The organism is Inquilinus limosus DSM 16000, from assembly GCF_000423185.1.
Lineage (GTDB): Bacteria > Pseudomonadota > Alphaproteobacteria > DSM-16000 > Inquilinaceae > Inquilinus > Inquilinus limosus.
The window spans coordinates 91,562-116,497 of record NZ_KE383986.1 but is presented as its reverse complement, the minus strand read 5'-3'; the positions used below and the strand labels follow the sequence as shown (position 1 = coordinate 116,497).

Below are 24,936 nucleotides of genomic sequence, written 5' to 3'. Positions count from 1 at the left end.
CCCGATCGTGGCGAGATGCGGGCTTCCATCAGCCGGGGCTACCCGGTGCCGCAGGGGCCGGCTCGGGCTGGGCCGGAGCTGGCGCAGGGACCGCCGGCGCCGGAGCCGGCGCGTTGTTGGTGCCGGGCGGGGTCTCCTGGGTCACCGCCGGCACCAGGCCGCGGCCGGTGACGTCGTTGAAGTACTTGAAGAAATCGCCCTTCGGCGACAGCACCAGCGTGGTTCCGGTCGTCCCCAGCGTGTTCTGGTAGGCCTGCAGGCTGCGGTAGAAGGAGAAGAACTGCGGGTCGGCGCCGTAGGCCTCGGCCTGGATCCGGATCGCATCGGCGTCGCCCTGGCCGCGCAGCTCCTGCGCCTTGCGCTCCGCCTCGGCCAGCAGGACGGTGCGGTCGCGGTCGGCGCGCGACCGGATCTGCAGCGAGTATTCCTCGCCCTGGGCGCGGTACTGCGCCGCTTCGCGCTCGCGCTCCGAGCGCATGCGGTCGTAGACCGACTGCACCGTGCCCTCCGGCACGTCGGCGCGGACGATGCGGACGTCGACGATCTCGATGCCCAGCGGCTTGGCGTTGGATTCGACCTGGTCCCGGATCGACCGCATGATCGGTCCCCGCTGCTCCGACAGCACGTCGAGCTGGGTGTAGTTGCCGAGCACGTTGCGCAGCGCGTTGTTGACGAAGCTGCTGATCCGGGTGCCGGCGATCTGCTCGTTCCGCACCGACTGGAAGAACAGCAGCGGATCGACGATCCGGTAGCGGGCATAGCTGTCGACGTCGAGCCGGCGCTGGTCGGACAGGATCACCTGCTCGACCGGCGGATCCACGTCCAGCACGCGCTTCTCGTAGAACTGCACGTTCTGGATGATCGGCAGCTTCAGCTTCAGCCCGGGCTCGTCCTCGACCTTCACCACCTCGCCGAACTGCAGCACCAGGGCCTGCTCGTTCTGATTGACGGTGTAGAGGGAGTCGGCCAGGACCAGGCCGGCGACGACGACGGCGGCGCCGAGAGCGGCTAGTTTGGCATTCATCTCACTGCCCTCCCCGCTGCGCCGGGGCCGGAGCCGGGCGGTTGATCAGCTCGTTCAGCGGCAGATAGGGCAGCACCCCCTGCCCGCCGACGGCGTCGTCGATCAGGATCTTGTTGGAACCCTTCAGCACGCTTTCCAGCGTCTCCAGATAGAAGCGCTCGGCCGTGATCGCCGGCGCCGCCCGGTAGGATTGCAGCACCGAGGTGAAGCGCGCCGCGTCACCGCGGGCCCGCGCCACCACCTGCTCGCGATAGGCTTCGGCCTCCTGCGTGATCCGCTCGGCGTCGCCACGGGCCCGCGGCACGATGTCGTTGCGGTAGGTCTCGGCGGCGTTGCGCAGCCGGTCCTGGTCCTGGCGGGCGCGCTGCACGTCGTCGAAGGCGTCGATCACCTGCTGCGGCGGCGCCACCTTCTGCAGCTGCACCTGGTCGATCACCACGCCGATGCCGGGCCGGCCCGGGCTGCCGTAGCTGTCGAGCGTGGCCTGCAGCAGGCGCCGGGCGTCCTGCTCGATCCGGCCGCGCGCCTCGTTCAGCGCCGGCTGGATCTCGGTGTGGCCGATCACCTCGCGCATCGCGCTTTCCGCCGCCACCTTCACGGTGGCCCGGGCGTCGCGGATGTTGAACAGATAGGCGACCGGGTCGGAGATGCGCCACAGCACGACGAAATCGATGTCGACGATGTTCTCGTCGCCGGTCAGCATCTGGCTCTCGTCCGGCACGTCGCGGCCTGCCGCGCGGCCCTCGCCGCTGGTGAAGCCGACCTCGATCCGGTTCTGCGTCGTCACCGACGGCTTGGTCACCGTCTCGATCGGCGCCGGCAGGTGGTAGCGCAGGCCGGGCTGCTCGGTCCGGACATAGGCACCGAATCGCTGGACCACGCCCAGCTCGTCCGGCTGCACCCGGTAGATGCCGGTCAAGAGCCAGCCGATGATGATGACGACGATCGCGATCAGGATGCCGCGGCCGCCGCCGAAGCCCTTCGGCATGACCTGGCGGAACCGGTCCTGGCCGCGGCGGATCATCTCCTCGATGTCGGCCTGGCTCGGGCCGCCACGGCCCCAGGGATTCTGTCCGCCGCCCTGCGGTGAGCCGCCCCAGGGGCCGCCACCGCCACCACCACCTTGATTACTCCACGGCATCCAGATCCCTTCCCCCGTCGACCGCCCTGTCATCCCGGGCGCCGGATGCTATATCTCGGCGCGGCGGGCCGCAAATGTGGAGCCTGTCATATTGGACAAAGGGCAGGAAGTTCAACCATGGCAAACGGCCGGACGGTGGTCACCGAAGCCGCAGTGCGCGAGGCGCTGGGCAAGGTGCGGGACGAGGAGCGCGGCGGCGATCTCGTCAGCCTCGGCATGATCTCCGGCCTCACCCTGCGCGACGGCCACGTGCTGTTCTCGATCGAGGTCGATCCGCAGCGCGGCCCGCAGCTGGAGCCCCTGCGCCAGGCCGCGGAGAAGGCCGTGGCGGCGATCCCGGGCGTGCTGTCGGTCACCGCGGTGCTGACCGCCCATCGCGGCGCCGGCCAGCCCCAGAGCGCCGCCCCTGCGCCCCGCCCCGCCCCAGGTGGGGCACAAAGCCGCAAGCTGCCGGTCGCCGGCGTCGGCGCCATCATCGCCGTCGCCTCGGGCAAGGGCGGCGTCGGCAAGTCGACCACCGCCGTCAACCTCGCCCTCGGCCTCGCCGCCAACGGGCTGAAGGTCGGGCTGCTCGATGCCGACATCTACGGCCCGTCGATGCCGCGGATGACCGGCATCACCGGCAAGCCCAGCTCGCCCGACGGCAAGAGCCTGGACCCGAAGGAGAATTACGGCCTCAAGGTGATGTCGATCGGCTTCCTGATCGACGAGGAGACGCCGATGATCTGGCGCGGCCCGATGGTGCAGTCGGCGCTGTCGCAGATGCTGCGCGACGTCAACTGGGGCACGCTCGACGTGCTGGTGGTCGACATGCCGCCGGGCACCGGCGACGCGCAGCTGACCATGGCGCAGCAGGTGCCGCTGGCCGGCGCGGTGATCGTGTCGACGCCGCAGGACATCGCCCTGCTCGACGCCCGCAAGGGCCTGAACATGTTCCGCAAGGTCGACGTCCCGGTGCTCGGGATCATCGAGAACATGAGCTATTTCTGCTGCCCGAACTGCGGCCACCGCACCGACATCTTCAGCCATGGCGGGGCGCGGGCGGAGGCGGAGAAGCTGGGCTGCGACTTCCTCGGCGAAATCCCGCTCGACGTCACCATCCGCGAGACCTCGGATTCCGGGCGCCCGATCGTGGTCTCGGCGCCCGACAGCCCGCATGCCGAGGCCTACCGCGCCATCGCCGCGCGGGTGTGGGAGAAGCTGCGCGCCGGCAGCGGCCCGGCCGCTCCCCGGATCGTGATCGAGTGAGCGGCCACAGCGTCACCACCTCGCCACAAATCGAGCCGATAAGAAGCCAAATCGCGGCGCCGGACGGACCGGACGCCGCCCCCTCGGAGTGGGAGAGTGATGGGACGCTTCTGCCGGATCGCGGTGCTCGCCGTGCTCGCGGCCGGTTCCGCCGCCGCGGCATGGGCGCAGGCCCTGCCGGATTCGGTCGAGATCCAGAACCGGCGGAGCGGCACGATCGAGGATCTGCGCGTCTCGCCGGACTTCGAGAGCTCCTGGGGCTACAACCGGCTGCGCGCGGCGCCGCTGGCGCCCGGCGCCAGCGCCCGGATCCCGACCGACGACCTGCGCGGCGGCTGCTATTTCGACGTCAAGGTGCGCCAGAACGACGGTGCCGAGGCCGAGTACTGGAGCCTCAACCTGTGCAGCCGGCCGGTGATCGACCTGGAGTGACCAAGCCGATCCGGAATTGACCGATCGGCCGGTCAGCCATTCCCGCCGGCCTGGCGCCTCTGATTCCAGAGCGGCATCGGATCGGCCGGGACCCATTCGGGGATGCGCGGCGCGGCGCCGGCGGGCACGGCCTGGCCTTCCAGGAACTGGCGGATCGCCTCGATCCTGGCCGGCGGCGTCAGGATCTCGTTGCCGAGTTGCGGCAGCACGCCGTCGCGGAAATCCGCGATCGCCTGGCGCTGCTGGTCCGTCCTCGCCGATGCTTCGAGATCCACCAGGTATTGCCTCATCGCGGCGGCGCCGCCTTCGGGGAACAGGACGCCCTGGCCTTGCTCCCCATGTCTCAGGAAGGCGTCCAGCCAGCTCGGGACCGTGACGTACCGGTTGCCGCCATCGTCTCCGGCATAGGTATAGACAACGTCCTCGCGCTCTCTCACGGCGCGGGAGACGCCACGCGGCGTCTCCTTCGACACGCCCGGCGGGTCGATCTTGACCTGGCCGCGGAATTCGAGCGACGCGGCAACCGGCAGGAAGGGCAGGCTGAACGTCGGCAGCTTCAGGGACGCGGTGAAGCGCGTCGCCTCGGCCACGAAGGACGCCATCGGTCCGGTCAGCCGGCGGTACATGTTGACCTCGGACGGCACCCCGCGCACCAGCGGCGTCCTGTCCTGCTCCGTCGAGCGCGGCAGGGCGCGCAACTGGTCATCCCCTTGGAGTCTGTCGTACTCGGCCGCGCTGACACGGTGCTGGTAAGCGTCGTTGGAGAGCGCCTGATCGGGGTTCGGCACGCTGTCCCGCAGGCCGGGGATGCTCTCGGTCGGATAGCGGTCGTTGAAGATGAAGTCGGCATTCGCCGCATCGCGATGCCACTGGTAGTCCCTGCCGGTCAGAAGGTCGACATACTCCTCCGCGTATTTGCCGGTGACCGCCGACAGGCGCATGCCGCTGGCGCGTCCGGGCACGTAGGAGACGGCAGTGCTGGGATCGATCCGCTCATCGCCGACCAGGCCCCGGATGGTCGCGAGATCGGGCTCCGAGTCCAGGAGAAGCCGGCTGGTCTCGTCGTCCACCACGATCCTGGTCCGCATCGACAGCCGCTCATAGGTGGCCTGCATCTGGTCCCAGGCCTGCCTCGACAGCACGGTGCCCTCGGGGATGGTGACCTTGATGTTGTCCTCCGGCCGCCGCTCCGCGCCCAGGAGCGGCAGATGCCTCAGCCCGGGGATGAAGTTGGTCCAGAAGCGCGGCCGGATACCGACCTTCTGCTCCTCCATCAGCTTGGTGAAGGTGATGCCGCCCTCGGGCACGGCCACGAAGGCGTCGACGGGGGCGTCACGCCCGGCGACGGTGCCGAGCAGATCCATCTCGCCCGGATGGAGCGTCACCGTCTGCGCGTCGGGCAGCATGGCGCCCCAGCTCAGCTCCATCACGCTGCCGGGCAGCTCGTTGCCGTCCGCGTCGCGCGGCGCCCCGATGTCGCGCACGCCCTGCAGCGTCGGCATGAAATCCGCCGAGACCTGGGTCGGATCGGTCGCGAACAGGGCTTGCTCGCCCTGCTTCAGCACGGTCGATCCCTTGATCTGGAAGACCGTCTGGTTGGAGGCGGGCAGCATCCCCGCCTCCTTGAGCGTGATGTTGCGGTATTCGTGCGGCCGCTGCGACACCGTCAGCTCGCGGCCCAATGTCAGCCGGAACGGCTTGGTCGACCCCATCACCAGGCTGTCGATGACAGACTGCCCGAGCGCCCTGACGTTCATCTTGGTGCTGATGGCCGCACCGGCAGAGGCCAGGGTCGGCCGGCCGAACTGCGGCAGGTTATCCTGCGTGACCATGTCCGGGTTGCCGAGGATCCGGACCTGGGCACCGAGGCGGAACTCCGGGATCCTGCTCTGCCAGCCCCACAGCTTGGGAACATCTGACTCCTGCCGGATTCCGCCACTGTCCACCAGCATCTCGCGGCGTGCGGCGATCCGGGCCATCATGTCCGGGTGCATGGCGACGTTCTGGACGGTGCCCGGCAGCGCCCCCATCGCCGCCGAGATCGCCTCGTTCCGGTTCATGTGGCGGCCTTCGGTCAGCTGCGCCACCAGCTCGGCGCCGCCGAAGTTGTTCGCCAGATCGTTGCCGAACTGGCCGGCCAGGCCGAGGCGCGACAGGCGGGTGGCTTGTGCTGCCGGGATCGTGTCCAGGCCGATGTCATCGGTTGCACTGACAGTGTCGTCGGCCGCGTTGACGACATCATCGGATGCGTTGGCGACGTCGTCGGCCGCGTTGACGGCATCGTCGGCGGTGTTGGCAACGTCGTCGGCGGCATTGACGACATCGTCGGCTGCGTTGGCAACGTCGTCGGCTGCACCCGCAACCTGGGACGTGCCCGAGACGGCATCGTCGGTCGCGTTGGCGGCCGGGCTGACCAACCGCTGCACCGGGATCGCGCCCGCCACCGCCCCGGTCACCGGCGCCGTGGCGAGGTAGATACCCTGCGTCTTGGCGGAGTTGAGCAGCTGCTGCCCGCCCTCCTCGGTGAACAGCTTGTTGTCGAAGGCCAGCCGGGTGGCGTCGCTGGCGAGCTGGCCGGCGCCGTTCACCACCTGCCCCGTCGTGGCGCCCGCCGCAGTGGCGACGGAGCGTTGCGCCAGATTCGGCAGCGCGGTGGTGCCGAGCCGCGTCCCCACGGCGGTCGAAACCCGCATTCCGGCCGTGGTAGCGCCGGCGGTGGTGATCGACGACAGCCCGTCGATCGCCGTGTCCTTCAGCGCCGCCATGGCATGGTCTCCGCTGACGCCCAAGCCGTCGCCGCTGTCGCCGTCAAGGCCGACCGCATCCATGCCGAAGCCGATCAGCGAGCTGTGGCCGTCGGCATACATGTCGTCGCCCTGCACCACCGCGCTGATGTCGCCGGCCGCGTCGATCAGCTCATAGGTGCCGAAGCCCGCGGCGAAACCGGCCACGACATTGCCGCCGGTGGCCGCGGTGGTGACGATGCCGACGGTCGTCGCCGCGACGACCCGGCCGACCTCGCCGATCGTGTTCCAGGTCTCATCGCTCTCCGCCATCGCGTCGGCGTGTTCCTGGAACTCCTCCTCGAAATTCCCGAGGACGGCGTTCAGCTTCTGCTCGTATTGCGGCTGCGGCAGCCCGGTGTCGTTCTGCCTCAGCTCCCTCAGGCCGTCGAGCTTGTCCTCCAGGAAATCCCGGAACTCCTCGCCCGCGCTCTTGCCCGGGGTGATCCAGCCCCAGCCCTTGCGGACGAAGCTCTGGCCGTCGAGCTTGTCGTTGACCTGGTTCAGATTCGCTTCGACCGCGGAGATCTGCTGGTCGAGCGCCGTGGTCCGCGACTGCTGCTGGACCTCGCCATCGACCTGCTCGAGCGCCTGCTGCGTCTCCAGCGACAGCCGGTCGGTGCCGACCGCCCAGCTGTTGAGCGCCTGCAGCTTCGCCTGCTGGTCGGCGGTGAGCTGGAGCTGGCCGTTGGCGTCGAGCTGCACGGACTGGCGCAGCTCGCCGGCGATCGCCGACTGCACCGCGTCCCAGTTGCCCTGGCTGTCGGCCGAGTTCGGGTCGTGCTCGCGGTCGTAGGCGAGCGCGGTGTCGATCAGCCCCTCCGTCTCGGCGCTGACCGGCGACGGCCCCTGCTGGAAGTAGATGTCGCCGGGGTTGATGTCGTTCGGATCCGCGAACTGCCCGTTGTTGGCGACGCCGTCGGTCCCCACCAGCCGTATCAGCCCGTCGCCGGGCTGCACCTGGCCCGCCGTCTCGTAGCCATGCGATTCGGGCGGGCGCCCCTCAGCCGCCGCGCGGGCCTCCAGGGCCCGCTGCACCGCCGCCTGGAACTCGGCGTCGGTGTTGGGCCGGACCGGGTTGGCGGGACGTGGGTTGCGCTCGATCGGCTTCAGCATGTCTTCCCCACCGCCTTCGTGGACCGGTCGGGAAGCCTAGAAAAATTGCATGACGCCGTTATTTCATTTGTATGACAAAGAAGGACGACCTCGCCCTTCGTAGGATTTTTATCGTCACGACCGCCGTGACCGACATCTTCACGGAACCGTCATCTTCCTGGAACAGCTCGTCGCCTATCGTGCGCCCCGGTGGAGAGGAATGGAGGCCGGAATGGCGATCGAGGTCGACAAGGACGGACGCATGCTCAGGGTCGAGAACGGCGTCACGACCTACGTGCCCACCGGGCAGCAGCAGCAATGGCAGGCGGCCGTCCAGGCAGCGATGCAACGGAACGGCATCGACGCGAACGAGGCCTCGAACATGCGGTTCCTGATCGCCGAGGAAGGCGATTCGCAATGGTCGATGTCGGAGCAGATCGGCTCGCCCTGGACCGAGATGACCGCCCACAACGAATTCGCGGATGACGACCTGATCCAGATCGGCGAAGCGGTGGCGGTGCCCGCCCCGACGCCGGAAGGCGCCGCGGCCCTGGGCCCCGAGGGCCGGGATGCCTTCGCCCAGAGCATCGAGACCCGCGCCAACAAGGCCTCGAACGCCGATTCCGGCACCGCGACCCAGCAATGGGATGCGATCGACGCCGACATTCAGACCTATCTGAACTCGGTGCCGCAGGAGGATTTCGTCCAGGCCACCTTCGACCTGGTCGGCTACGACTACGCCGCCGAGGGCTCCGCCCACGCGCGCAGCTTCGTGATCAACAACGCCCTCGACGCGCTGGGCAACGACACCGACGCGCAGCAGCAGATGGTCAACCAGCTGCTCGGCCAGGAGTGGCCCGTCAACGGCGAGGACATCAAGGCCGACGTCACCCAGATCGCGCAGGAGCGCGGCCTGAGCACCAACGGCGCGCAGGGGACCGACGAAACGACGCAGACCGATCCGGGGCTGACGGCGATCCAGAATGCCGCGAACAGCGGCGACCGCGCCCAGCTCAGGGCCCAGATCTGGAACTATGTCGGGCAGGTGACCAGCGCCGACAACAGCGCGAAATTCCAGGCGATCACCCAGCACGACTGGGGGAACGCCTCCGGCGCGGTCATGGAAGAGCTCTACAACGTGGTCGTTCAGAACGTGAACGATCCGGTGCCCGTCGCCACGAATCCGGGGGCCGAGAATCCGATCCCCGGAAACACGCGCCAGTATCTCACGGCCTATCTCTCGGCCCTGCCCAACGTCTGCACCGACCTGCCCGAGGAGCAGCGCCAGTATCTCGAGCGGGACAAGGTGGCCGACAAGCTGTCGGGGCAGGAGTGGGAGAACAACGAGGCCACAAGGCCGCTGGTCACGCAGGTTCGGAACGAGCTCGGCATCCCGGAGGAATAACCGCCGGGATGCGACGCCCTCCTCGGCGTCAGGCCGGCCGGCCCAGCACCGCCATCAGCTCGCGCCATTCGCGCGGGCTGAGGCCGCTGTCCGGCTGCGACACCGTCTCGCCCGCCAATAGGCGGCGCAGCACGGCGAGGCCGGGTGCCGAGATCGTGGCCGCATTCATGCGGTAATCGCGGAACGCCCGGGTGGAGAGCGGCACCCAGCGCTCCATCGCGTCCAGCATCACGTCGGCATAAGCCCGGATCTCGTACTGCGCATGAGGATCGGCCCGTAACCTCAGGAAATGCATGAGGTTGTGCAGATCCGTCTTCCAGTACCACTGGGTGTAGGTGTTGAGCGTCAGGTTCATCCGCGCCAGCTCGCGCGCCAGCCCCTGGCGGTTCGGGTCGACCGGCTCGGACCCGTCGATCTCCTCGTTCAGCATCCAGGCATAGTCGCGCCAGCAGCGCTCGGCATCCTCGCGCAGCAGGTCGAGCACCCGCGACGCCTCCTCCCCCTCCAGCACCGCGTCGCGGCCCTGGCGGTTGTTGCGCGACTGCGCCGCCAGATGCTCCGGCGCCGGCAGGTAGAACTCGCGGTCGAGGATCGAGTAGCGGGCCGAGTACTCGTTGACGTTGGCGGTGCGGTGCCGGATCCACTGCCGGGCCACGAAGATCGGCAGCTTCACGTGGAACTTGATCTCGCACATCTCGAAGGGCGTGGTGTGCCAGTGCCGCATCAGGTAGCGGATCAGCCCTTCATCCTCCGACACTTTCTTGGTGCCGCGGCCGTAGGAGACGCGCGCCGCCTGCACCACCGCCGAATCATCGCCCATGTAGTCGATCACCCGGACGAAGCCGTGGTCGAGCACGGGCAGCGGCTCGAACAGGACCTCCTCCAGCGCCGGCACGGTGGCGCGGCGGGTGGCGAAGGTGGCGGCGCGGATCTGGTCCAGCTCGGCGCGCTGGTCGGCGGTGATGGTCATGAGGCCAGGTTCTGTCAGAGAATTTCCAGATACTGTAGCCCCACCCGGTTCCGGGACCAAGGGCTGGTGTGGGCGGTGGGCACAGCCACCGCTGCCGCGCACCGCAAGTTTAGGACAATTGCTTCGCAGAACGGCCGCATTTTCCAGGTATGTTCCTGCTTCTCATTTCCATTGCAGGATTGTCCGTCATGCCGGCTCCGACCGACCCGCTCTATGCCCAGCAATGGCATCTCACCGGCGCCTGGGGCATCAATCTCGGCAACATCTGGGACGAATATACCGGCGACGGCGTGGTCGTCGCCGTGCACGATCAGGGCATCGACTTCGGCCACGCCGACCTGAACGACAACATCGACACGGCGCACAGCTTCAACGCCTATACCGGCGGTTCGGGCGGCGCGCCGGTGGCGACCGACGACAACCACGGCACCGCCGTCGCCGGCATCATCGCGGCGGAGCGCAACGGCACGGGCGTGGTCGGCATCGCCTACGGCGCGACGCTGCTGTCCTATTACGACCCGCTGTATTTCAACACGCTGCAGAGCGCGGTGGCGAACGCCCGCAACCAGGCGGCGGCAGATGCCGACGTGCTCAACAACAGCTGGGGCTTCGGCAACGCCTTCGCCAACGACCCGAACTCCGCCTTCCTCGACAACTTCGCCGATGCCAGCTGGGCCGCCGCCCGCGCGGCCACGGTCAACGCGGCGACGAACGGGCGGGACGGGCTGGGGACGATCATCGTCCAATCGGCAGGCAACCTCTATTCCGGTGGCGACGACACCAACCTGCACAGCTTCCAGAACAATCGCTGGACCATCACCGTCGGCGCCACCAATGCGGACGGCGGCATCTCCGACTACTCGACGCCCGGCGCCACGATCCTGGTCGGTGCGCCGGGCAGCCCCTCGGCCGGCACCATCGTCACCACCGACCGGGCCGGTGCCGCCGGCTATGCCGCGGGGGACTACACCACCAGCTTCAACGGCACCTCGGCCGCGGCGCCGATGGTCTCCGGCATCGTCGCCCTGATGCTCGACGCCAATCCGAATCTCGGCTGGCGCGACGTGCAGGAGATCCTGGCCTATACCGCCCGCTCCGCCGCCGCCGGCGCGACCGTCGACCAGACCAACGGCGCGACCAACTGGAACGGCGGCGGCCTGACGGTCAACCACGACATCGGCTTCGGCCTGGTCGACGCCCATGCCGCGGTGCGCCTGGCGGAGAGCTGGACCGGCCCCGCACACACCAGCGCCAACGAGATCAGCGTCGCCGCCTCGGCCTCGCCCGGCCTCGCCGTTCCGGACGGCGACGAAGACGGCGTGACCACCAGCCTGACCATTGCCAGCGGCATCGAGATCGACCGGGTCGAGGTGACGCTGAACCTCAGCCACACCTGGATCGGCGACCTGCAGATCATCCTGACCTCGCCGGACGGCACCGAGAGCGTCCTCCTGAACCGCCCGGGGCTGAGCGACGACGCCGTCGACGGCTCGAGCCAGGACAACATCAACTTCACCTTCGGCACCGTCCAGGACTGGGGCGAGACCGGCCAGGGCACCTGGACCCTGACCATCCGCGACTTCGTCTTCGGCGACACCGGCACGCTGAACTCCTGGAGCCTGCGCCTCTACGGCGACGCCGCCAGCGCCAACGACACCTATGTCTACACCGACGAATTCGCGACCGTCGGCGCCGACGCGGCGCGCCGGACCCTGACCGACGGCGGCGGGGTGGACACGATCAACGGCGCCGCGCTGACCGGCGCCGCCGTGATCGACCTCCTCAACGGGGCCGCCACCATCGCCGGCCGCGCCATCGCCTTCGCCGTCGGCACGGTGATCGAGAACGCCATCAGCGGCGACGGCAACGACCAGCTCAACGGCGGCGGCGGCGCCAACCAGCTGAGCGGCGGCCGGGGGAATGACGTGCTCCGCGGCGGCGCCGGGGCCGACGCGCTGAATGGCGGCGCCGGCACCGACCTCGTCAGCTACTACAACAGCTCGGTCGGGGTGGCGGCCAACCTGGCCAGCGGCACGGGCAGCGGCGGCGATGCCCAGGGCGACAGCTATTCCGGCATCGAGAACGTCAACGGCTCGGCCGGCGCCGATACCCTGACCGGCAACGGCGGCGCCAATGCCCTGAACGGCTGGGCCGGCAAGGATGTGCTGGCCGGCGGTGCCGGGGCCGACCGGTTCGTGCTGTCCTTCGCCGCCCACAGCGTCGTCGGCGCCAATTCCGACCGGATCACCGATTTCAGCCGGGCCCAGGGCGACAAGATCGACCTGTCCCCGATCGATGCCGTCACCACCGTCGCCGGCAACCAGGCGTTCAGCTTCATCGGCTCGGGCCTGTACAGCCACCACGCCGGCGAGCTGCGCTTCGCCTTCACCAGCGCAGGCGTGACCACCATCGCCGGCGACGTCAATGGCGACGGCGTCTCCGACTTCCATATCCGCCTGACCGGAACGATCGCGCTGATCGCCGCCGATTTCGTGCTGTGAGCGGGCTAACCCCTTCCCTCCGCGGCGGCGAATGCCTATCTTACGGGCGTCGGGCAACCGACTATGACGATAAACGCCTTCTGGAATAGGCACAGCGGACCCGGGGGCAGTACCCGGCGCCTCCACCAAATCTCCGGCGTTGGACGGAGCGCGGGGGCGAAACAGGATCGACGCGTGTAGTAAAGAGATGGTTTTCGTCCGGCATGGTTCCGCCGTTATCGGGCCGTAGCAATAGTTGCCAACGACAACTTTGCTGAGGTTCGCGCGGCTGCGTAAGCAGCTTAGCGTCCTCTCTTAAATCCCTCGGCGGCTAGCCCCGTCGAGGTGGGGTCAGGGGCACCCAGCAACAGAACGCCCCGTTTCCGCTTCCAAATGTCGGACTTGAGCGGCCCCGGGCCGCGCGTCTCCCTTTTCAACCCGCCGGCCCCGGTCTAGTGTGATCGGATGGACGACGAACTTCGATACGACCGCATGGTCGAATCCGCCCTGCGTGGCGTGGTCAGGGAAGCCCTGGCGCAGGTGGCCGAGAAGGGCCTGCCGGGCGACCATCACTTCTACCTGACTTTCGTGACCAATCATCGCGGGGTGACGATCCCGGATTATCTGCGGCAGAAATACCCGCAGGAGATGACGATCGTCCTGCAGCACCAGTTCTTCGGGCTCGAGGTCTGCGAGGACCGGTTCTCGGTCTCGCTCAGCTTCTCCAGCAAGACCGAGCGCCTGGTGATCCCGCTGGCCGCGATCACCACCTTCGCCGACCCGTCGGTCAATTTCGCCTTGCAGTTCCAGTCCGCCCGGGAGCCCGGCGAAGAGGATGTCGCCGCCGAGGAGGCCGCGCCGGAGCCGGACGAGGCCGGCGCCAAGGCCCCGGCGTCCGAGACCGCGCCGGGCGACGGCGCCAAGGTCGTGGCGCTGGACGCCTTCCGGAAGAAGTAAGCCGCAGCAATCTATAAGGCTGTCATGCCCGGGCTTGGCCCGGCATCCAGGAATGTCGGTGCCGCTCCGGGTGGCCCCTGGATCGCCGGTTCAAGCCCGGCGATGACAACGAGTCTTTGGCCTAACCAGCTGCCGCTCCCCTGCCCTCGCGCAGCCGGGCGGCCAGCCGGAACGGCGCTTCGGCGAGATCGCCGAGCCGCTTCAGCCCAAAGATCTGGCGGCCGAAGGCCAGCACCTCGCCGATCCGGCGCTCCAGGAAGGCGCGCGTCGTCTCCTGCCCCTCGGAGCGGTCGTCGAGCCAGACCAGCAGGGTCGAGGCGTAGACCCCGGCCAGGAGCCCCCGCTTCGAGTAGTAGTTGATGTCGGTCGAGCGGTCGCCGGCCGCCCGCCACATCGCATCGACGGTGCGATGCAGCTGGTGCAGGCCGCGGCGCGACAGCGGGCGCAGCACCCGGCGCGACAGGTCGCGGCGGACCGCGTCACGATAGGGCAGCAGGATGTCGAGCCGGGCCATGACCGCCTGGGCGATCTTCTCGCGCACCCGCAGCGCCTCGAAGGCCTCGCCCTCCTCCGCCAGCCGCTCCAGCATCGCGCGGTCGGCCCAGTCGTGCAGATGCTCCGCCAGCTCGGCGATTCCGCCGGGGAACAGGATGGCGGCGTCGTCGAGGCCGAATCCCGCATCCTCGGCGCCGAGGCGCAGGGCCTGCCGGGTCCAGCCGTCGAAGGCGACATGCGGCAGGACCGCCAGCAGCAGGGCGTCGCGTTCGGCCGTCCGGTCGCTCGATATCGGGTCGGTCATGATGTCTCCCTCACGCTCTGTCGGCGAGATGGCGGGCCTCGGCGTCGACCGCGAGGTCCCTGAGGTCGCGCAGCCGGTCGAGATACAGCACGCCGTCGAGATGATCGGCCTCGTGCTGCACCACGCGGGCGTGCAGGCCTTCGGCCTCGCGCTCGATCAGCCTGCCGTCGAGGCCGAGGCCACGATAGCCGATCCGCCGCCAGCGCGGCACCAGGCCGCGGAAGCCCGGGATCGACAGGCAGCCCTCCAGCCCCAGCGCCTTGTCCTCGACCAGCGGCACGATCTCCGGATTGATCAGCACCGTCGGCCCCTCCGGCGCCGGCGGCTCGCCCTCCTCCTGCCGTCCCGGCGGCACCTCGAACACGATCAGCCGCAACGGCCGGTAGACCTGCGGCGCGGCCAGGCCGATTCCCGGCGCGTCCCGCATCGTCTCGATCATGTCGGTGGCCAGCCGCGCGATCTCCGGATCGCCCGGATCCTCCACCGGATCGGCGATTCGGCGCAGCACCGGGTGGCCCATGCCGACGATCTTCAACAGAGTCAAAATTCCGTCTCCCGATGAACCCGGTCTGGCGGGCGCAAACCTGATTTGCCCCGACTTGGCAAGCAAAAAGTCGCGTGATACAAGACACGCCCCACTGAGACCTGCACCGGGATCACCCCGGCTGTGAAAGGAGCGATGGCAGAACGTGCAAGTCCATGTCCGTGACAACAACGTCGACCAGGCGCTGCGCGCGCTGAAGAAGAAGATGCAGCGCGAGGGCATCTTCCGGGAGATGAAGCTTCGTCGCAACTACGAGAAGCCGTCCGAAAAGCGCGCCCGCGAGCAGGCCGAGGCCGTGCGCCGCGCCCGCAAGATGCTGCGCAAGCGGCTCGAGCGCGAAGGCTTCTGACGACGCCCCGTCCGCGGGCATGCGGACGACGGAGCTTCCACCGCGGCCCGCCGCGGACGACAGAACGGATTTGCCGGACCGCCGGAGGCATTGCCTCGCGGCGGTTTTGTCGTTGGCCGATCCAGAGGCACGCCCTGCGGCGCAAGGATGAAACGGGCGGCGCGCATGCGCCGCCCGTTTCATCTCGCTCGCTGCGAGCCGGCCCGACGTTACGGCACCGGAACCAGCTTGAAATCCACCGGCTTTCCGACCGAGATCTTCTGCCCGTCGGGATCGAGTTCACCCGTCGCGACATCGCGGCGGAACACATAGAAGCTGTCGCTGTCCTGGTTGCCGACGATCAGCCACCGGCCGCTCGGGTCGATCAGGAACTCGCGCGGCGTCCTGCCGAGGGTCGATTGGCGGCCGACGAGCGTCAGGCGCCCGCTGCCGGCATCCACGGCGTAGATCACGATCTCGTTCGCGTCGCCGCGGTTGCTCGCATAGAGGAAGCGGCCGTCCGGCGACAGATGGAGCGCCGCGGCCCCCACCCTGCCCTTGAAGCCGGGTTCGGACATCGGCACGGTCTCGATGTGCGTGAGGCGCCCGTCGCGATAGCCGTACACGCCCACCGACGCGTTCAGCTCGTTCGTCACATAGGCGAAGCGGCCGTTCGCGCTGAACACCAGATGACGCGGGCCGGACCCCGCGGCCACCGGCGTATCGCCGGTGGAGATGAAGAGCCGGCGGACGCCGTCCGGCGTGTAGCGGTACTCGAAGATCCGATCCGCCCCGAGATCCTGCACGAACAGGGACCGGCCGTCGGGCGAGAACACGGTCGAGTGCACATGTGCGCTGTCCTGCCGTCCCCTCACCGGCCCCGAGCCCTCGTGATGGACGGTCTGCACGGCGGCGCCGACCCGCCCGTCGGCCGAGAGCGGAAACACCGAGAAGCTGCCGCCGGGGTCGGCCGCGACCGAGTAGTTCGCGGCGACGAGATACCTGCCGTCGGGCGAGAGGCTCAGATAGCACGGGTCGTTTCCCGTCGCCGACACGCGGTTCAGGAAGGTCAGCGTGCCTGTCCTCGCGTCGAAGCCGAACGCGCTGATGCCGCCGCGCTGGCTCGCGGGGCCGTTGTCGCCCGGCAGCTCGTTGACGGCATAGACGGTGCGGCCGTCCCGGGTCGGCACGAGATAGGATGGATTCTCCGTCTTGACCGACGAGACCGGCGTGACGCTGCCGGTGTTGCTGTCGAAGCGATAGACGTAGAGGCCGTCGCTGCCGCCGCCCGTGTAGGTGCCGACGAGCAGGTTGTAGACGCCGCCCGCGGGCGCGCCTGGTCCCTGAGCACATGCGTTCACGGCAGCAACCGACAGAATGACGGCGAATCGCTTGATCCAGCGAGCCAGCTTAGGCGGAAACGGCCGCAGATCGCCTGGGGATTGTGGAATGTGGTCCCGTTTGGACGTCATTCGAGCTGGTTCCTCTCCCGTGGGGTGACATCAGCAGGATAGACGCCGGCAAGACAGACGCCGCCGCCGTTTCGACCCGTGTCAGCTCACATGATGTCATTCTCCTCACGGCTGATGTAGGAATCGGAGAGGCGCCGCCCGCAGGGCGGCCGCCGGCAACGAAACCCGGGGGAAACATGCTCATCGGCGTGCCGAAGGAAATCAAAACCCACGAGTACCGTGTCGGCCTGACCCCGAGCTCCGTCCGCGAGCTGGTCCATCACGGTCACAGCGTCATCGTCGAGACCAATGCCGGCGCCGGGATCGATTTCGGCGACGACCGCTACCGCGCCGCGGGGGCGGAGATCGTGTCCACCGCCCAGGAGATCTTCGACCGCGCCGACATGATCGTGAAGGTCAAGGAGCCGCAGCCGGACGAATGCCGGATGCTGCGCCGCGGCCAGGTGCTGTTCACCTATCTGCATCTGGCGCCGGACCCGCGCCAGACCGAGCTGCTGATGAAGTCCGGCGCGGTCGCCATCGCCTACGAGACCGTCACCGATGCCCGCGGCGGCCTGCCGCTGCTGGCGCCGATGAGCGAGGTGGCCGGCCGAATGTCGATCCAGTGCGGCGCCCATTGCCTGGAGAAGATCCAGGGCGGCCGCGGCATGCTGCTGGGCGGCGTGCCGGGCGTTCCGGCGGCCAAGGTCGTCGTCCTCGGCGGCGGCGTGGTCGGCACCAACGCCGCGCGCATGGCGATGGGCCTCGAGGCCCATGTCACGGTGATCGACAAGTCGCTGCAGCGGCTGAAGGAGCTGGACCTGCAGTTCGGCGCCGAGCTGAACACCATCTACTCGACGGTCGACGCGATCGAGGAGCATGTCACCGGGGCCGACCTCGTGATCGGCGCCGTGCTGGTGCCGGGCGCCGCGGCGCCGAAGCTGGTAACCCGCGCCATGATCGCGAAGATGAAGCCCGGCTCGGTGGTGGTCGACGTCGCCATCGACCAGGGCGGCTGCTTCGAGACCTCGCGTCCGACCACCCACGACAACCCGACCTACGTGGTCGACGGGGTGGTGCATTACTGCGTCGCCAACATGCCCGGCGGCGTGGCACGGACCTCGACCTTCGCGCTGAACAACGCCACCCTGCCCTTCGCCCTGGCGCTGGCCGACAAGGGCTATCGCCGCGCCTGCCTGGACGACCCGCATCTGCGCGAGGGGCTGAACGTCCATTCCGGCCAGGTCACCAACAAGCCGGTGGCCGAGGCGCTGGGGCTGAACTACGTCCCGGCCGAGGTGGTGCTGCGCGCCGCCTGATACCAACGGCCGCAACACTTAACCGTCATGGCGAGCCCCGAAGGGGCGTGGCCATCCAGGCGGCACCGCCCCTCCTGGATGGCCACGGCGCCCCGCGCCTCGCCATGACGGAATGGGGCTGGAGGGTCGACCTTAAAGGCCGCTGGAATTACCAGTTCACCAGCGACTCAAGGAAGATGCGTTCGAGATCGGCGGGCCCGGCCGGCTTGGGCGCGCCGACCAGGAGGCGCTGCTGCTTCAGCGCGCCTTCGACCAGGGCCGGGATGTCGGCCTCGCCATAGCCCAGCGCGGCGATGCCGCTCGGCGCGCCGACCTGCCGCATCAGCGCGATCAGCGCCGCGGGCAGGCTGTCCGGCCCCGGATCGCTGACCGATCGTCCGGTCAAAAGCTCCGCCGCCCGGATGTGCTTCTCCGGCGCCGCGTCGTAGGTGAAGCGGAACGCCGCCGGCGACGTCACGATTACCGAATAGCCGTGCGGCACGAAGGCGTGGTCGCGGCTGTACCCGTCGGCATGGAAGACGTGCTTCAGCCCGGCGATCGGATAGGCGCAGGCGTGCGGGATGTGCACCCCGGCGGTGCCGAAGCCGATCCCGGCCATGGTCGCGGCCAGCATCATCGTGCCGCGCGCCTCCAGATCCTCGCCGTCTGCCACCGCCCGGGCCAAGTACCGGCCGCCGAATTCGATCGCCTGCAGCGACCAGACATCGGCCACCGGGTTGCTGCCCTGATAGGGCGGCCGGTCGTCCGGCGCGGCCGGGCGCGGCCGCGCGTCGAAGGGCTTGGAGATGTAGGATTCGACGGCGTGGCAGACCACGTCGAGCCCGGCCGAGGCGGTGACTCCGGCCGGGGTGGTGCGCGCCAGCTCAGGATCCACCAGCGCCAGGCTCGGGCGGATATGGCGGTGCGAGATGCCGGTCTTCACCTTGAGCTCGGGGATGTCGAGGATGGCGACGGTCGTCGCTTCCGACCCCGAGCCGGAGGTGGTCGGCACCGCGACCAGCGGGAACAACGGCCCCGGCGGCTTGCGGCCGCCGCCGATCGGCGGGTTGACATAGTCCATGATCGCGCCGCCATGGCGCTTGATCAGGTTGGCGACCTTGGCGGTGTCGATGGTCGACCCGCCGCCGAGCGCGACGAAGCCGTCGACCTCCGCCGCCAGCGCGACCTCGGCGGCGAGCTCCAGCGATTCCAGCGTCGGCTCGACCGCAATGCCCTCGAACCGGGTGACGCCGATGCCGCTGCGCTGGATGATGCCGATCACCCGGTCGACCAGCTTGAATTCGTGCAGCGCCGGATCGGCGACCAACAGCACCCGGGAGACGCCGAGGCGCTTCAGCTCCCAGCCCAGCTCCTCGACCGCGCCGGCGCCGAACTTCAGCGGCGCCGCCTCGATGGTGAAGACGCTTTCGAGGGATTCGGTCACGCCGCCCTCCAGCATTCTCACAGCCGCCGCAGCGCCTGGTAGATCAGCTCGAAGAAGCCGTCGGCGTCGATCTCGCGCAGCACGCGGCAGTTCTTCGGCTTCTCGTCGGGGCGGCCCCATTTCTCGGCCATGCCCCACCAGTCGACCACGGTCATGCCCAGCGTGTGCTCGCCCGCCAGTTCGACCGCCACATGGCAGTCGCGGCCGCCGAACAGCTCCGGCCGCAGCAGATAGGCGATGACGCAGGGGTCGTGCAGCGGGCCGCCGGCGGTGCCGTAGCGGTCCATGTCGAAGCGCTCGTAGAAATCCAGCATGCCGGCGACGCTCCTCGCCACCGGCGTGCCGAGCGCCGCCACCTTTTCGAGCCAGGCGCGGGAGATCAATGCCTTGTGGGTGACGTCGAGCGGCACCATGGTCAGCTTGATGGCGCTGGTCAGCACCACATGGGCGGCGTGCGGATCGACATAGATGTTGAACTCGGCCGCCGGGGTGGTGTTGCCGCCCTCGAAGAAGCCGCCGCCCATGAACACGATCTCGCGGATGCGCGGCGCGATCTTCGGCTCGCGCACCAGCGCCGCGGCGATGTTGGTCAGCGGCCCGAGCGGGCACAGGGTATAGGTGCCCTCGGGCGCCGCCATGATCGTGTCGATGATCCAGTCGACCGCATGGCCGGGGACCGGCTTCGTGGTCGGGTCCGGCAGGCCGGAGCCGTCGAGGCCGGTCTTGCCGTGCACCGCCTCGGCGGTGACCAGCGGCCGCACCAGCGGGCGGATCGATCCCTGCACCACCGGGATGTCGGTGCGGCCGGCCAGCTCGCACAGCTTCAGCGCGTTGGCGGTGGTCAGGTGCAGCGGCACATTGCCGGCGACGGTGGTGAGGCCGGCGATCTCCAGCTCCGGCGAGCCCATCGCCAGCAGGATGGCGATGGCATCGTCCTGGCCCGGATCGGTGTCGATGATGATGCGCCTTGTCCCCGCCATCGCGGCCTCCCCTTCGGAACTCTCTCGGGAGGCTGGCTAGCACCGCCGCGGCGCGGCGTACAGAGGCGGCTTACTCGGCGGCGAGGAGGACCGGCGCGTCGTCCTGCTCGCGGTTGGCCTCGTTCACCATCTGGCGGATGGCGGTGACGCATTTGCCGCAGCGCGGCGCGCAGCCGAGCCCGGCATAGACCTGCCCCGCGTTCTTCGCCCCTGCCTCCACGGCACACCGGATCTGAGTGTCGTTCAGGGCGTTGCAGATGCAGATGTACATGCGTCGGCGGCTCCGGTGTGGTCCGCCGGATTTAGATGAGATTGCGAATGAGTGTCAATAGGCGCTCTATCCCACTTCCGATCCTGCCCGTGCGGCGCGAAGGCGCACCGCGGTCAGGATGGCGAAGAACGGCCCGCCGATCGCCGCGCCGATCAGGATGTAGGGGAACAGGCCGAACCAGGCCGCCGGCGCGAACAGGTAGAGCGCGTCGTCGAAGTCGAAGCCGAGGATGCCGACATAGGCCTTGGTCTCGACCGCGCCCGCGGCCTCCAGCCGCTCCGACAGGATCGAGGCCAGCAGCACCCCGGCGCTCGCCAGGATCCCCAGCAGCGGCCCGGCCGAGCCCAGCCAGCCGGTGCGCAGCCCGATCCCGATCGCCAGGAACATCAGCGCGTTGACGGTGATGTCGGAGTAGTAGTCGTAGATGTGGCCGAAGCGCGAGGAGCTGTTGCCGAGCCGCGCCAGCTCGCCATCCGCCCGGTCGAGCAGGCAGGAGACCAGCCAGATGACGCCGCCCCAGAAGGTCCAGCGCGCATCGCCGACGGCGAAGGCGCCGGCGCTGGCGAGGCCGGTCAGCAGCCGGGCCGTGGTCAGGTGGTTCGGCGTGACCCGGGTGCCGACCAGGGGCCGCACCATGATCCGGGTCAGGCGATGGGTCCAGGAGGTGTGGGGCTGGGTGTAGATCGACTTCATGTCTGCTCGCGTGCAACATCCGGCGTCCGCAGCAGGCGCCGGCCTTCGATGAGGTACCAGATCAAAAGGGCCGGGGCATGCAGCAGCAGCTCGCGGATGCGCTTGACCAGCGCCACCGAGAGGGCGAGCTCCGGCGGCAGGCCGAACATGACGCCGAGCGCCAGGATGCTGCCGTCCTGAACGCCGAGCGCCCCGGGCACCAGGAAGGCGGCGGTGCGCACCGCCTGGCCGATGCTCTCCATCACCAGCGCCTCGGCGAAGCCGACATCGGCGCCCAGCACCCGCAGGGCCAGCCAGACCTCGCCGGCGCCGAGCAGCCAGGCCGCCAGGTGCCAGGCCCCCGACAGCGCCAATGCCCGGCGGTCGCGGTAGATCGCCATCACCGTGTCGTGCAGCCCGGCCAGCGAACCCAGGGCCGGCCAGTCGAACTGTTGGGCGATCCGGCCCAGCAGCTGCTCGAACAGCCGGAACATGCCCCAGCGCTGCACCAGCACGAAGGCGACGCCGGTCAGGACCGCGACCATCAGGCCGATCCCGCCCCAGCGCAGCATGTCGCCGCTGCCGATCAGCAGCAGCACGACGAGGCCGATGGCGAAGAACAGGATCTGGCTCAGGAATTCGAGGGTGAGGTCGACCAGCATCCCGGCGCCGGCCGGGACCGTGCCGGCGCCGTGCAGCGCCAGGACGCGGGCGCCGAGCACATTGCCGCCGACCTGCGCCACCGGCAGCACCGCATTGGCCGATTCCCGCACCAGCCGCGCCCATACGAAGATGCCGGGCCCGGCCGCCCACAGCGGCCGGATGGCGGCGCGCCAGCCCATCGCCGAGCAGGCCATCGGCAGGAGGTGATAGGCCACCACCAGCAGGATGCCGCCGCTGGCGCCGAGCAGGAGGCGCAGCACCGCCTCGGCATTCTGCGAGGCGACCAGCCCGATGACGCCGCACAGCCCGGCGAGCCCGACCAGGGCGGTGGCGAGCTTGATGGCGCGCCGGGTCACGATGCCGTGGCGGTCATGGCGGGCGGGACAGGATCTCGGATCGGCATGCCGCGGCGGCTCCTCTCGGGCGGGCGGATTAAGCGGGGCCGGCGGGGCCCGTGTCAATCGACTGCACGGCCGGCCCGGCCGCCCGCCCGAATCAGAATCGTGCAAACATCAGACGATTTGACGCCGGGCGTTCCAAAATGCTGGCCTCGGCCGCCCGTGCTGGATATGGTGCGGACAAAGTTTTGCGCAGTGGAGGAAACATGGCTGGCGTTACGCTCCGTGGCATTCGTAAGTCGTTCGGCGACCTCGAGATCATCAAGGGCGTCGATCTCGACATCCGCGACCGCGAATTCGTCGTCTTCGTCGGCCCGTCGGGCTGCGGCAAGTCGACCCTGCTGCGGCTGATCGCCGGCCTCGAGGACATCACCGCCGGCGACCTCGCCATCGACGGCCAGCGGGTCAACGACCTGCCCCCGGCCGAGCGCGGCATCGCCATGGTGTTCCAGAGCTACGCGCTCTATCCCCACATGACGGTCTACGAGAACATGGCCTTCGGCCTGAAGCTCGCCAAGACCAGCAAGGCCGAGATCGAGCGCAAGGTCGGCGACGCCGCCCGCATCCTGCAGCTCGAGCATCTGCTGAAGCGCAAGCCGAAGGAGCTGTCGGGCGGCCAGCGCCAGCGCGTCGCCATCGGCCGCGCCATCGTGCGCAACCCGAAGGTGTTCCTGTTCGACGAGCCGCTGTCGAACCTGGACGCGGCGCTGCGCGTGCAGATGCGGATCGAGATCGCCCGCCTGCACAACGACCTGAACGCGACCATGATCTACGTCACCCACGACCAGGTCGAGGCGATGACGCTGGCCGACAAGATCGTGGTGCTGAACGCCGGCGTGATCGAGCAGGTGGGCTCGCCGCTCGAGCTGTACCACCATCCCGACAACCTGTTCGTGGCGGGCTTCATCGGCAGCCCGAAGATGAACTTCATCGAGACCGAGATCACCGCGGCCAACGGCGCCAACGCGACGGTGAAGCTGCCGGGCGCCGGCTCCGTCACCGTGCCGGTGCAGCCGGGCCGGGCCAAGGCGGGCGACAAGGTCACGCTCGGCATCCGGCCGGAGCACATGAACGAGTCCGGCACCGGCGCCGCCACCATCCCCGGCCAGGTGCTGGTGGTCGAGCGGCTGGGCGGCGAGACCTATCTCTACGTCAAGACCGAGGTCGGCATGCTGACGGTGCAGGCCGACGGCGACAGCCGGGTCAAGACCAACGACCAGATCAAGATCGGCTTCGCGGCCGAGACCTGCCACCTGTTCGACGCCCAGGGCCAGGCCCTGCAGCGGGCGGAACGGCACCCGATGGCCGATATCGGCCGTGAGCCGGCGATGGCCCACTGATGCTGACGGCCAGGATCCTCAAGATCCTGGCCACAGCCGGTATTGCCCTGTTCTTCACCCTGGTCGCGGTCGGCAACCTGACCGACTACGGCTCCAACTTCGCCTTCGTCCGGCACGTGCTGGCGATGGACACCACCTTCCGGTCGCCCGCCCTGATGTGGCGGGCGATCGACGTTCCGTGGGTCCACCATCTCCTCTATGCCCTGATCATCATCTGGCAGATCGCCACCGCGGCCGTCTGCTGGGTCGGCGCCGCCCGCATGGCGCTGCGCTGGGACGCGCCGTCGGCCGTCTTCGCCCGGGCCAAGGCCCCGGCGCTGGCCGGGGTCGGCATGGGCTTCCTGCTCTACGCCTTCGGCTTCGTCGCCATCGGCGGCGAATGGTTCGCCATGTGGCAGTCGAAGGAGTGGAACGGCCAGCCCGCCGCCCATCTGTTCCTGACCGTCACCGGCCTGGTCCTGCTGTTCCTGAACCAGAGGGACGAGGAGCTGCCGTATGATATTTGAGGTGCGGCACAGGACCCTTTGACCGCTCGCCACGATCGGGTACAGGTTCTTGACCCGTTCGCAGCGCCGATACGACCATGACCTTTTCCCCTTTCCGACACGGCGGGATCGCCGTCCCCGGCGCGGCATGAGCGACGACCACCCCCTCCCCGCCGCCGGGCCGGCCGGCATCGCGCTGAAGCTGGCGGATCAGCGCATCGCCGATGTCGTCGACCCGTCGATCGGCCTCAACGCGCTCAGGATCGAGGACCTGCCGATCATCGCCCGCTGGCTGGAACTGCCGCATGTCATGCGCTGGTGGGGCGATCCGGAGGAGGAGCTGGCGCAGATCGCCGCCCATCTGGTCGAATCGAACATCGCCCCGTTCCTGGCCTGCGAGGGCAGCCGGCCGATCGGCTACATGCATGTCTACCACGCCAATCCCGACAGCTACTGGGCGGCCCACCAGCTGCCGCGCGAGACCTTCGGCATCGACCTGTTCCTGGGCGAGACCGACGTGATCGGCCGCGGCATGGGCACCCGGCTGATCCAGCTGGTGCTGCGCCGCCTGCTGGCCCTGCCGGAGACGGCGCGGGTGCAGGTCGACCCCGCCCCGGCCAACGCCGCCGCGATCCGCGCCTATGAGAAGGCCGGGTTCCGGCGCCGCGGGCCGATCGACACGCCCGACGGCGCCGCCCTGTACATGACGATCGACCGCGAGGGCTGAG

Annotated in this window: 22 protein-coding genes and 1 other RNA gene; 11 read left to right on the top strand and 12 right to left on the bottom strand. The window is 69.1% G+C overall.

Annotation, left to right across the window (positions count from 1 at the left end):
* Positions 1-28: 28 nt before the first annotated feature.
* Complete coding sequence (gene hflC, locus G537_RS0132145) at positions 29-1,024, bottom strand: protease modulator HflC (RefSeq protein WP_026873532.1); 996 nt, start codon at positions 1,022-1,024, stop codon at positions 29-31.
* A 1-nt stretch (position 1,025) separates the two neighbouring features.
* On the bottom strand, positions 1,026-2,165 hold the full coding sequence (hflK, locus tag G537_RS41180; RefSeq protein ID WP_034853767.1) for an FtsH protease activity modulator HflK: 1,140 nt from the start codon (positions 2,163-2,165) through the stop codon (positions 1,026-1,028).
* Between the two features lie 117 nt (positions 2,166-2,282).
* Between hflK and apbC the strand changes: the two genes are divergently transcribed.
* The gene (gene apbC / locus G537_RS0132135) at positions 2,283-3,413 is read left to right on the top strand and encodes an iron-sulfur cluster carrier protein ApbC (protein ID WP_026873531.1); all 1,131 of its coding nucleotides are present in this window, start codon (positions 2,283-2,285) and stop codon (positions 3,411-3,413) included.
* Between the two features lie 99 nt (positions 3,414-3,512).
* The gene (locus tag G537_RS0132130; protein ID WP_026873530.1) at positions 3,513-3,845 is read left to right on the top strand and encodes a hypothetical protein; all 333 of its coding nucleotides are present in this window, start codon (positions 3,513-3,515) and stop codon (positions 3,843-3,845) included.
* Between the two features lie 32 nt (positions 3,846-3,877).
* On the opposite strand, the gene G537_RS0132125 is transcribed toward G537_RS0132130, so the two are convergent.
* Positions 3,878-7,744: a hypothetical protein gene (locus G537_RS0132125; RefSeq protein WP_026873529.1), complete on the bottom strand. Its 3,867-nt coding sequence runs from the start codon at positions 7,742-7,744 to the stop codon at positions 3,878-3,880.
* A 211-nt stretch (positions 7,745-7,955) separates the two neighbouring features.
* On the opposite strand from G537_RS0132125, the gene G537_RS41175 reads away from it, so the two are divergent.
* Positions 7,956-9,128 carry a hypothetical protein gene (locus G537_RS41175; protein WP_155888874.1) on the top strand — a complete coding sequence of 391 codons (1,173 nt, stop codon included), beginning with the start codon at positions 7,956-7,958 and terminating at the stop codon, positions 9,126-9,128.
* A gap of 28 nt (positions 9,129-9,156) precedes the next feature.
* Here G537_RS41175 and thyX read toward each other — a convergent pair whose 3' ends face one another.
* Positions 9,157-10,098 (bottom strand): FAD-dependent thymidylate synthase, encoded by a 942-nt coding sequence (thyX, locus tag G537_RS0132115; protein ID WP_026873528.1) that lies wholly within the window; start codon positions 10,096-10,098, stop codon positions 9,157-9,159.
* A gap of 188 nt (positions 10,099-10,286) precedes the next feature.
* Between thyX and G537_RS41170 the strand changes: the two genes are divergently transcribed.
* From G537_RS41170 to G537_RS0132105, 3 genes are all read left to right on the top strand, one after another.
* Positions 10,287-12,599, top strand: a complete 2,313-nt coding sequence (locus G537_RS41170; RefSeq protein WP_051249407.1) for a S8 family serine peptidase — start codon at positions 10,287-10,289, stop codon at positions 12,597-12,599.
* Positions 12,600-12,608: 9 nt separating this feature from the next.
* Positions 12,609-12,960: a transfer-messenger RNA gene (ssrA, locus tag G537_RS42725) on the top strand.
* 83 nt (positions 12,961-13,043) lie between these two features.
* Entirely contained in the window at positions 13,044-13,535 is a 492-nt protein-coding gene (locus tag G537_RS0132105; RefSeq protein WP_026873527.1) for an SspB family protein, read from the top strand.
* Between the two features lie 121 nt (positions 13,536-13,656).
* On the opposite strand, the gene G537_RS0132100 is transcribed toward G537_RS0132105, so the two are convergent.
* Together G537_RS0132100 and def are read right to left on the bottom strand one after the other, a co-directional pair.
* Entirely contained in the window at positions 13,657-14,334 is a 678-nt protein-coding gene (locus G537_RS0132100) for a COQ9 family protein (RefSeq protein ID WP_026873526.1), read from the bottom strand.
* A 10-nt stretch (positions 14,335-14,344) separates the two neighbouring features.
* The gene (gene def, locus G537_RS41165; RefSeq protein WP_034853763.1) at positions 14,345-14,878 is read right to left on the bottom strand and encodes a peptide deformylase; all 534 of its coding nucleotides are present in this window, start codon (positions 14,876-14,878) and stop codon (positions 14,345-14,347) included.
* Between the two features lie 145 nt (positions 14,879-15,023).
* On the opposite strand from def, the gene rpsU reads away from it, so the two are divergent.
* Complete coding sequence (rpsU, locus tag G537_RS0132090; RefSeq protein ID WP_026873525.1) at positions 15,024-15,227, top strand: 30S ribosomal protein S21; 204 nt, start codon at positions 15,024-15,026, stop codon at positions 15,225-15,227.
* A gap of 209 nt (positions 15,228-15,436) precedes the next feature.
* On the opposite strand, the gene G537_RS0132085 is transcribed toward rpsU, so the two are convergent.
* A complete protein-coding gene (locus tag G537_RS0132085) occupies positions 15,437-16,678 on the bottom strand; it encodes a lactonase family protein (RefSeq protein WP_081689190.1) in 1,242 nt (413 codons plus the stop codon).
* A 176-nt stretch (positions 16,679-16,854) separates the two neighbouring features.
* Between G537_RS0132085 and ald the strand changes: the two genes are divergently transcribed.
* Positions 16,855-17,976, top strand: a complete 1,122-nt coding sequence (gene ald, locus G537_RS0132080; RefSeq protein ID WP_026873523.1) for an alanine dehydrogenase — start codon at positions 16,855-16,857, stop codon at positions 17,974-17,976.
* A 148-nt stretch (positions 17,977-18,124) separates the two neighbouring features.
* Here ald and G537_RS0132075 read toward each other — a convergent pair whose 3' ends face one another.
* The 5 genes from G537_RS0132075 to G537_RS41160 form a co-directional block, all read right to left on the bottom strand.
* Positions 18,125-19,399 (bottom strand): hydroxyacid-oxoacid transhydrogenase, encoded by a 1,275-nt coding sequence (locus G537_RS0132075; RefSeq protein ID WP_245579184.1) that lies wholly within the window; start codon positions 19,397-19,399, stop codon positions 18,125-18,127.
* Positions 19,400-19,416: 17 nt separating this feature from the next.
* On the bottom strand, positions 19,417-20,379 hold the full coding sequence (locus G537_RS0132070) for a nucleoside hydrolase (protein ID WP_026873521.1): 963 nt from the start codon (positions 20,377-20,379) through the stop codon (positions 19,417-19,419).
* Positions 20,380-20,449: 70 nt separating this feature from the next.
* Entirely contained in the window at positions 20,450-20,650 is a 201-nt protein-coding gene (locus tag G537_RS0132065) for a (2Fe-2S)-binding protein (protein WP_026873520.1), read from the bottom strand.
* Positions 20,651-20,716: 66 nt separating this feature from the next.
* Complete coding sequence (locus tag G537_RS0132060; protein ID WP_026873519.1) at positions 20,717-21,343, bottom strand: CDP-alcohol phosphatidyltransferase family protein; 627 nt, start codon at positions 21,341-21,343, stop codon at positions 20,717-20,719.
* Complete coding sequence (locus G537_RS41160) at positions 21,340-22,341, bottom strand: lysylphosphatidylglycerol synthase domain-containing protein (RefSeq protein ID WP_051249406.1); 1,002 nt, start codon at positions 22,339-22,341, stop codon at positions 21,340-21,342. The genes G537_RS0132060 and G537_RS41160 overlap by 4 nt, the downstream gene beginning before the upstream one ends.
* Before the next feature lie 248 nt (positions 22,342-22,589).
* On the opposite strand from G537_RS41160, the gene G537_RS0132050 reads away from it, so the two are divergent.
* From G537_RS0132050 to G537_RS0132040, 3 genes are all read left to right on the top strand, one after another.
* The gene (locus G537_RS0132050) at positions 22,590-23,723 is read left to right on the top strand and encodes an ABC transporter ATP-binding protein (RefSeq protein WP_026873518.1); all 1,134 of its coding nucleotides are present in this window, start codon (positions 22,590-22,592) and stop codon (positions 23,721-23,723) included.
* Entirely contained in the window at positions 23,723-24,229 is a 507-nt protein-coding gene (locus G537_RS0132045) for a DUF2165 family protein (RefSeq protein ID WP_026873517.1), read from the top strand. Before G537_RS0132050 ends, G537_RS0132045 begins: the two co-directional genes overlap by 1 nt.
* 127 nt (positions 24,230-24,356) lie before the next feature.
* Positions 24,357-24,935 (top strand): GNAT family N-acetyltransferase, encoded by a 579-nt coding sequence (locus G537_RS0132040; protein ID WP_051249405.1) that lies wholly within the window; start codon positions 24,357-24,359, stop codon positions 24,933-24,935.
* Position 24,936 lies beyond the last annotated feature (1 nt).

Excerpts from the sequence above, each read along its gene's own strand:
- hflC (WP_026873532.1), bottom strand. The coding sequence starts at position 1,024 with ATGAATGCCAAACTAGCCGCTCTCGGCGCCGCCGTCGTCGTCGCCGGC.
- hflK (WP_034853767.1), bottom strand. The coding sequence starts at position 2,165 with ATGCCGTGGAGTAATCAAGGTGGTGGTGGCGGTGGCGGCCCCTGGGGC.
- apbC (WP_026873531.1), top strand. The coding sequence starts at position 2,283 with ATGGCAAACGGCCGGACGGTGGTCACCGAAGCCGCAGTGCGCGAGGCG.
- G537_RS0132130 (WP_026873530.1), top strand. The coding sequence starts at position 3,513 with ATGGGACGCTTCTGCCGGATCGCGGTGCTCGCCGTGCTCGCGGCCGGT.
- G537_RS0132125 (WP_026873529.1), bottom strand. The coding sequence starts at position 7,744 with ATGCTGAAGCCGATCGAGCGCAACCCACGTCCCGCCAACCCGGTCCGG.
- G537_RS41175 (WP_155888874.1), top strand. The coding sequence starts at position 7,956 with ATGGCGATCGAGGTCGACAAGGACGGACGCATGCTCAGGGTCGAGAAC.
- thyX (WP_026873528.1), bottom strand. The coding sequence starts at position 10,098 with ATGACCATCACCGCCGACCAGCGCGCCGAGCTGGACCAGATCCGCGCC.
- G537_RS41170 (WP_051249407.1), top strand. The coding sequence starts at position 10,287 with ATGCCGGCTCCGACCGACCCGCTCTATGCCCAGCAATGGCATCTCACC.
- G537_RS0132105 (WP_026873527.1), top strand. The coding sequence starts at position 13,044 with ATGGACGACGAACTTCGATACGACCGCATGGTCGAATCCGCCCTGCGT.
- G537_RS0132100 (WP_026873526.1), bottom strand. The coding sequence starts at position 14,334 with ATGACCGACCCGATATCGAGCGACCGGACGGCCGAACGCGACGCCCTG.
- G537_RS0132085 (WP_081689190.1), bottom strand. The coding sequence starts at position 16,678 with ATGACGTCCAAACGGGACCACATTCCACAATCCCCAGGCGATCTGCGG.
- ald (WP_026873523.1), top strand. The coding sequence starts at position 16,855 with ATGCTCATCGGCGTGCCGAAGGAAATCAAAACCCACGAGTACCGTGTC.
- G537_RS0132070 (WP_026873521.1), bottom strand. The coding sequence starts at position 20,379 with ATGGCGGGGACAAGGCGCATCATCATCGACACCGATCCGGGCCAGGAC.
- G537_RS0132065 (WP_026873520.1), bottom strand. The coding sequence starts at position 20,650 with ATGTACATCTGCATCTGCAACGCCCTGAACGACACTCAGATCCGGTGT.
- G537_RS0132060 (WP_026873519.1), bottom strand. The coding sequence starts at position 21,343 with ATGAAGTCGATCTACACCCAGCCCCACACCTCCTGGACCCATCGCCTG.
- G537_RS0132050 (WP_026873518.1), top strand. The coding sequence starts at position 22,590 with ATGGCTGGCGTTACGCTCCGTGGCATTCGTAAGTCGTTCGGCGACCTC.
- G537_RS0132045 (WP_026873517.1), top strand. The coding sequence starts at position 23,723 with ATGCTGACGGCCAGGATCCTCAAGATCCTGGCCACAGCCGGTATTGCC.
- G537_RS0132040 (WP_051249405.1), top strand. The coding sequence starts at position 24,357 with ATGAGCGACGACCACCCCCTCCCCGCCGCCGGGCCGGCCGGCATCGCG.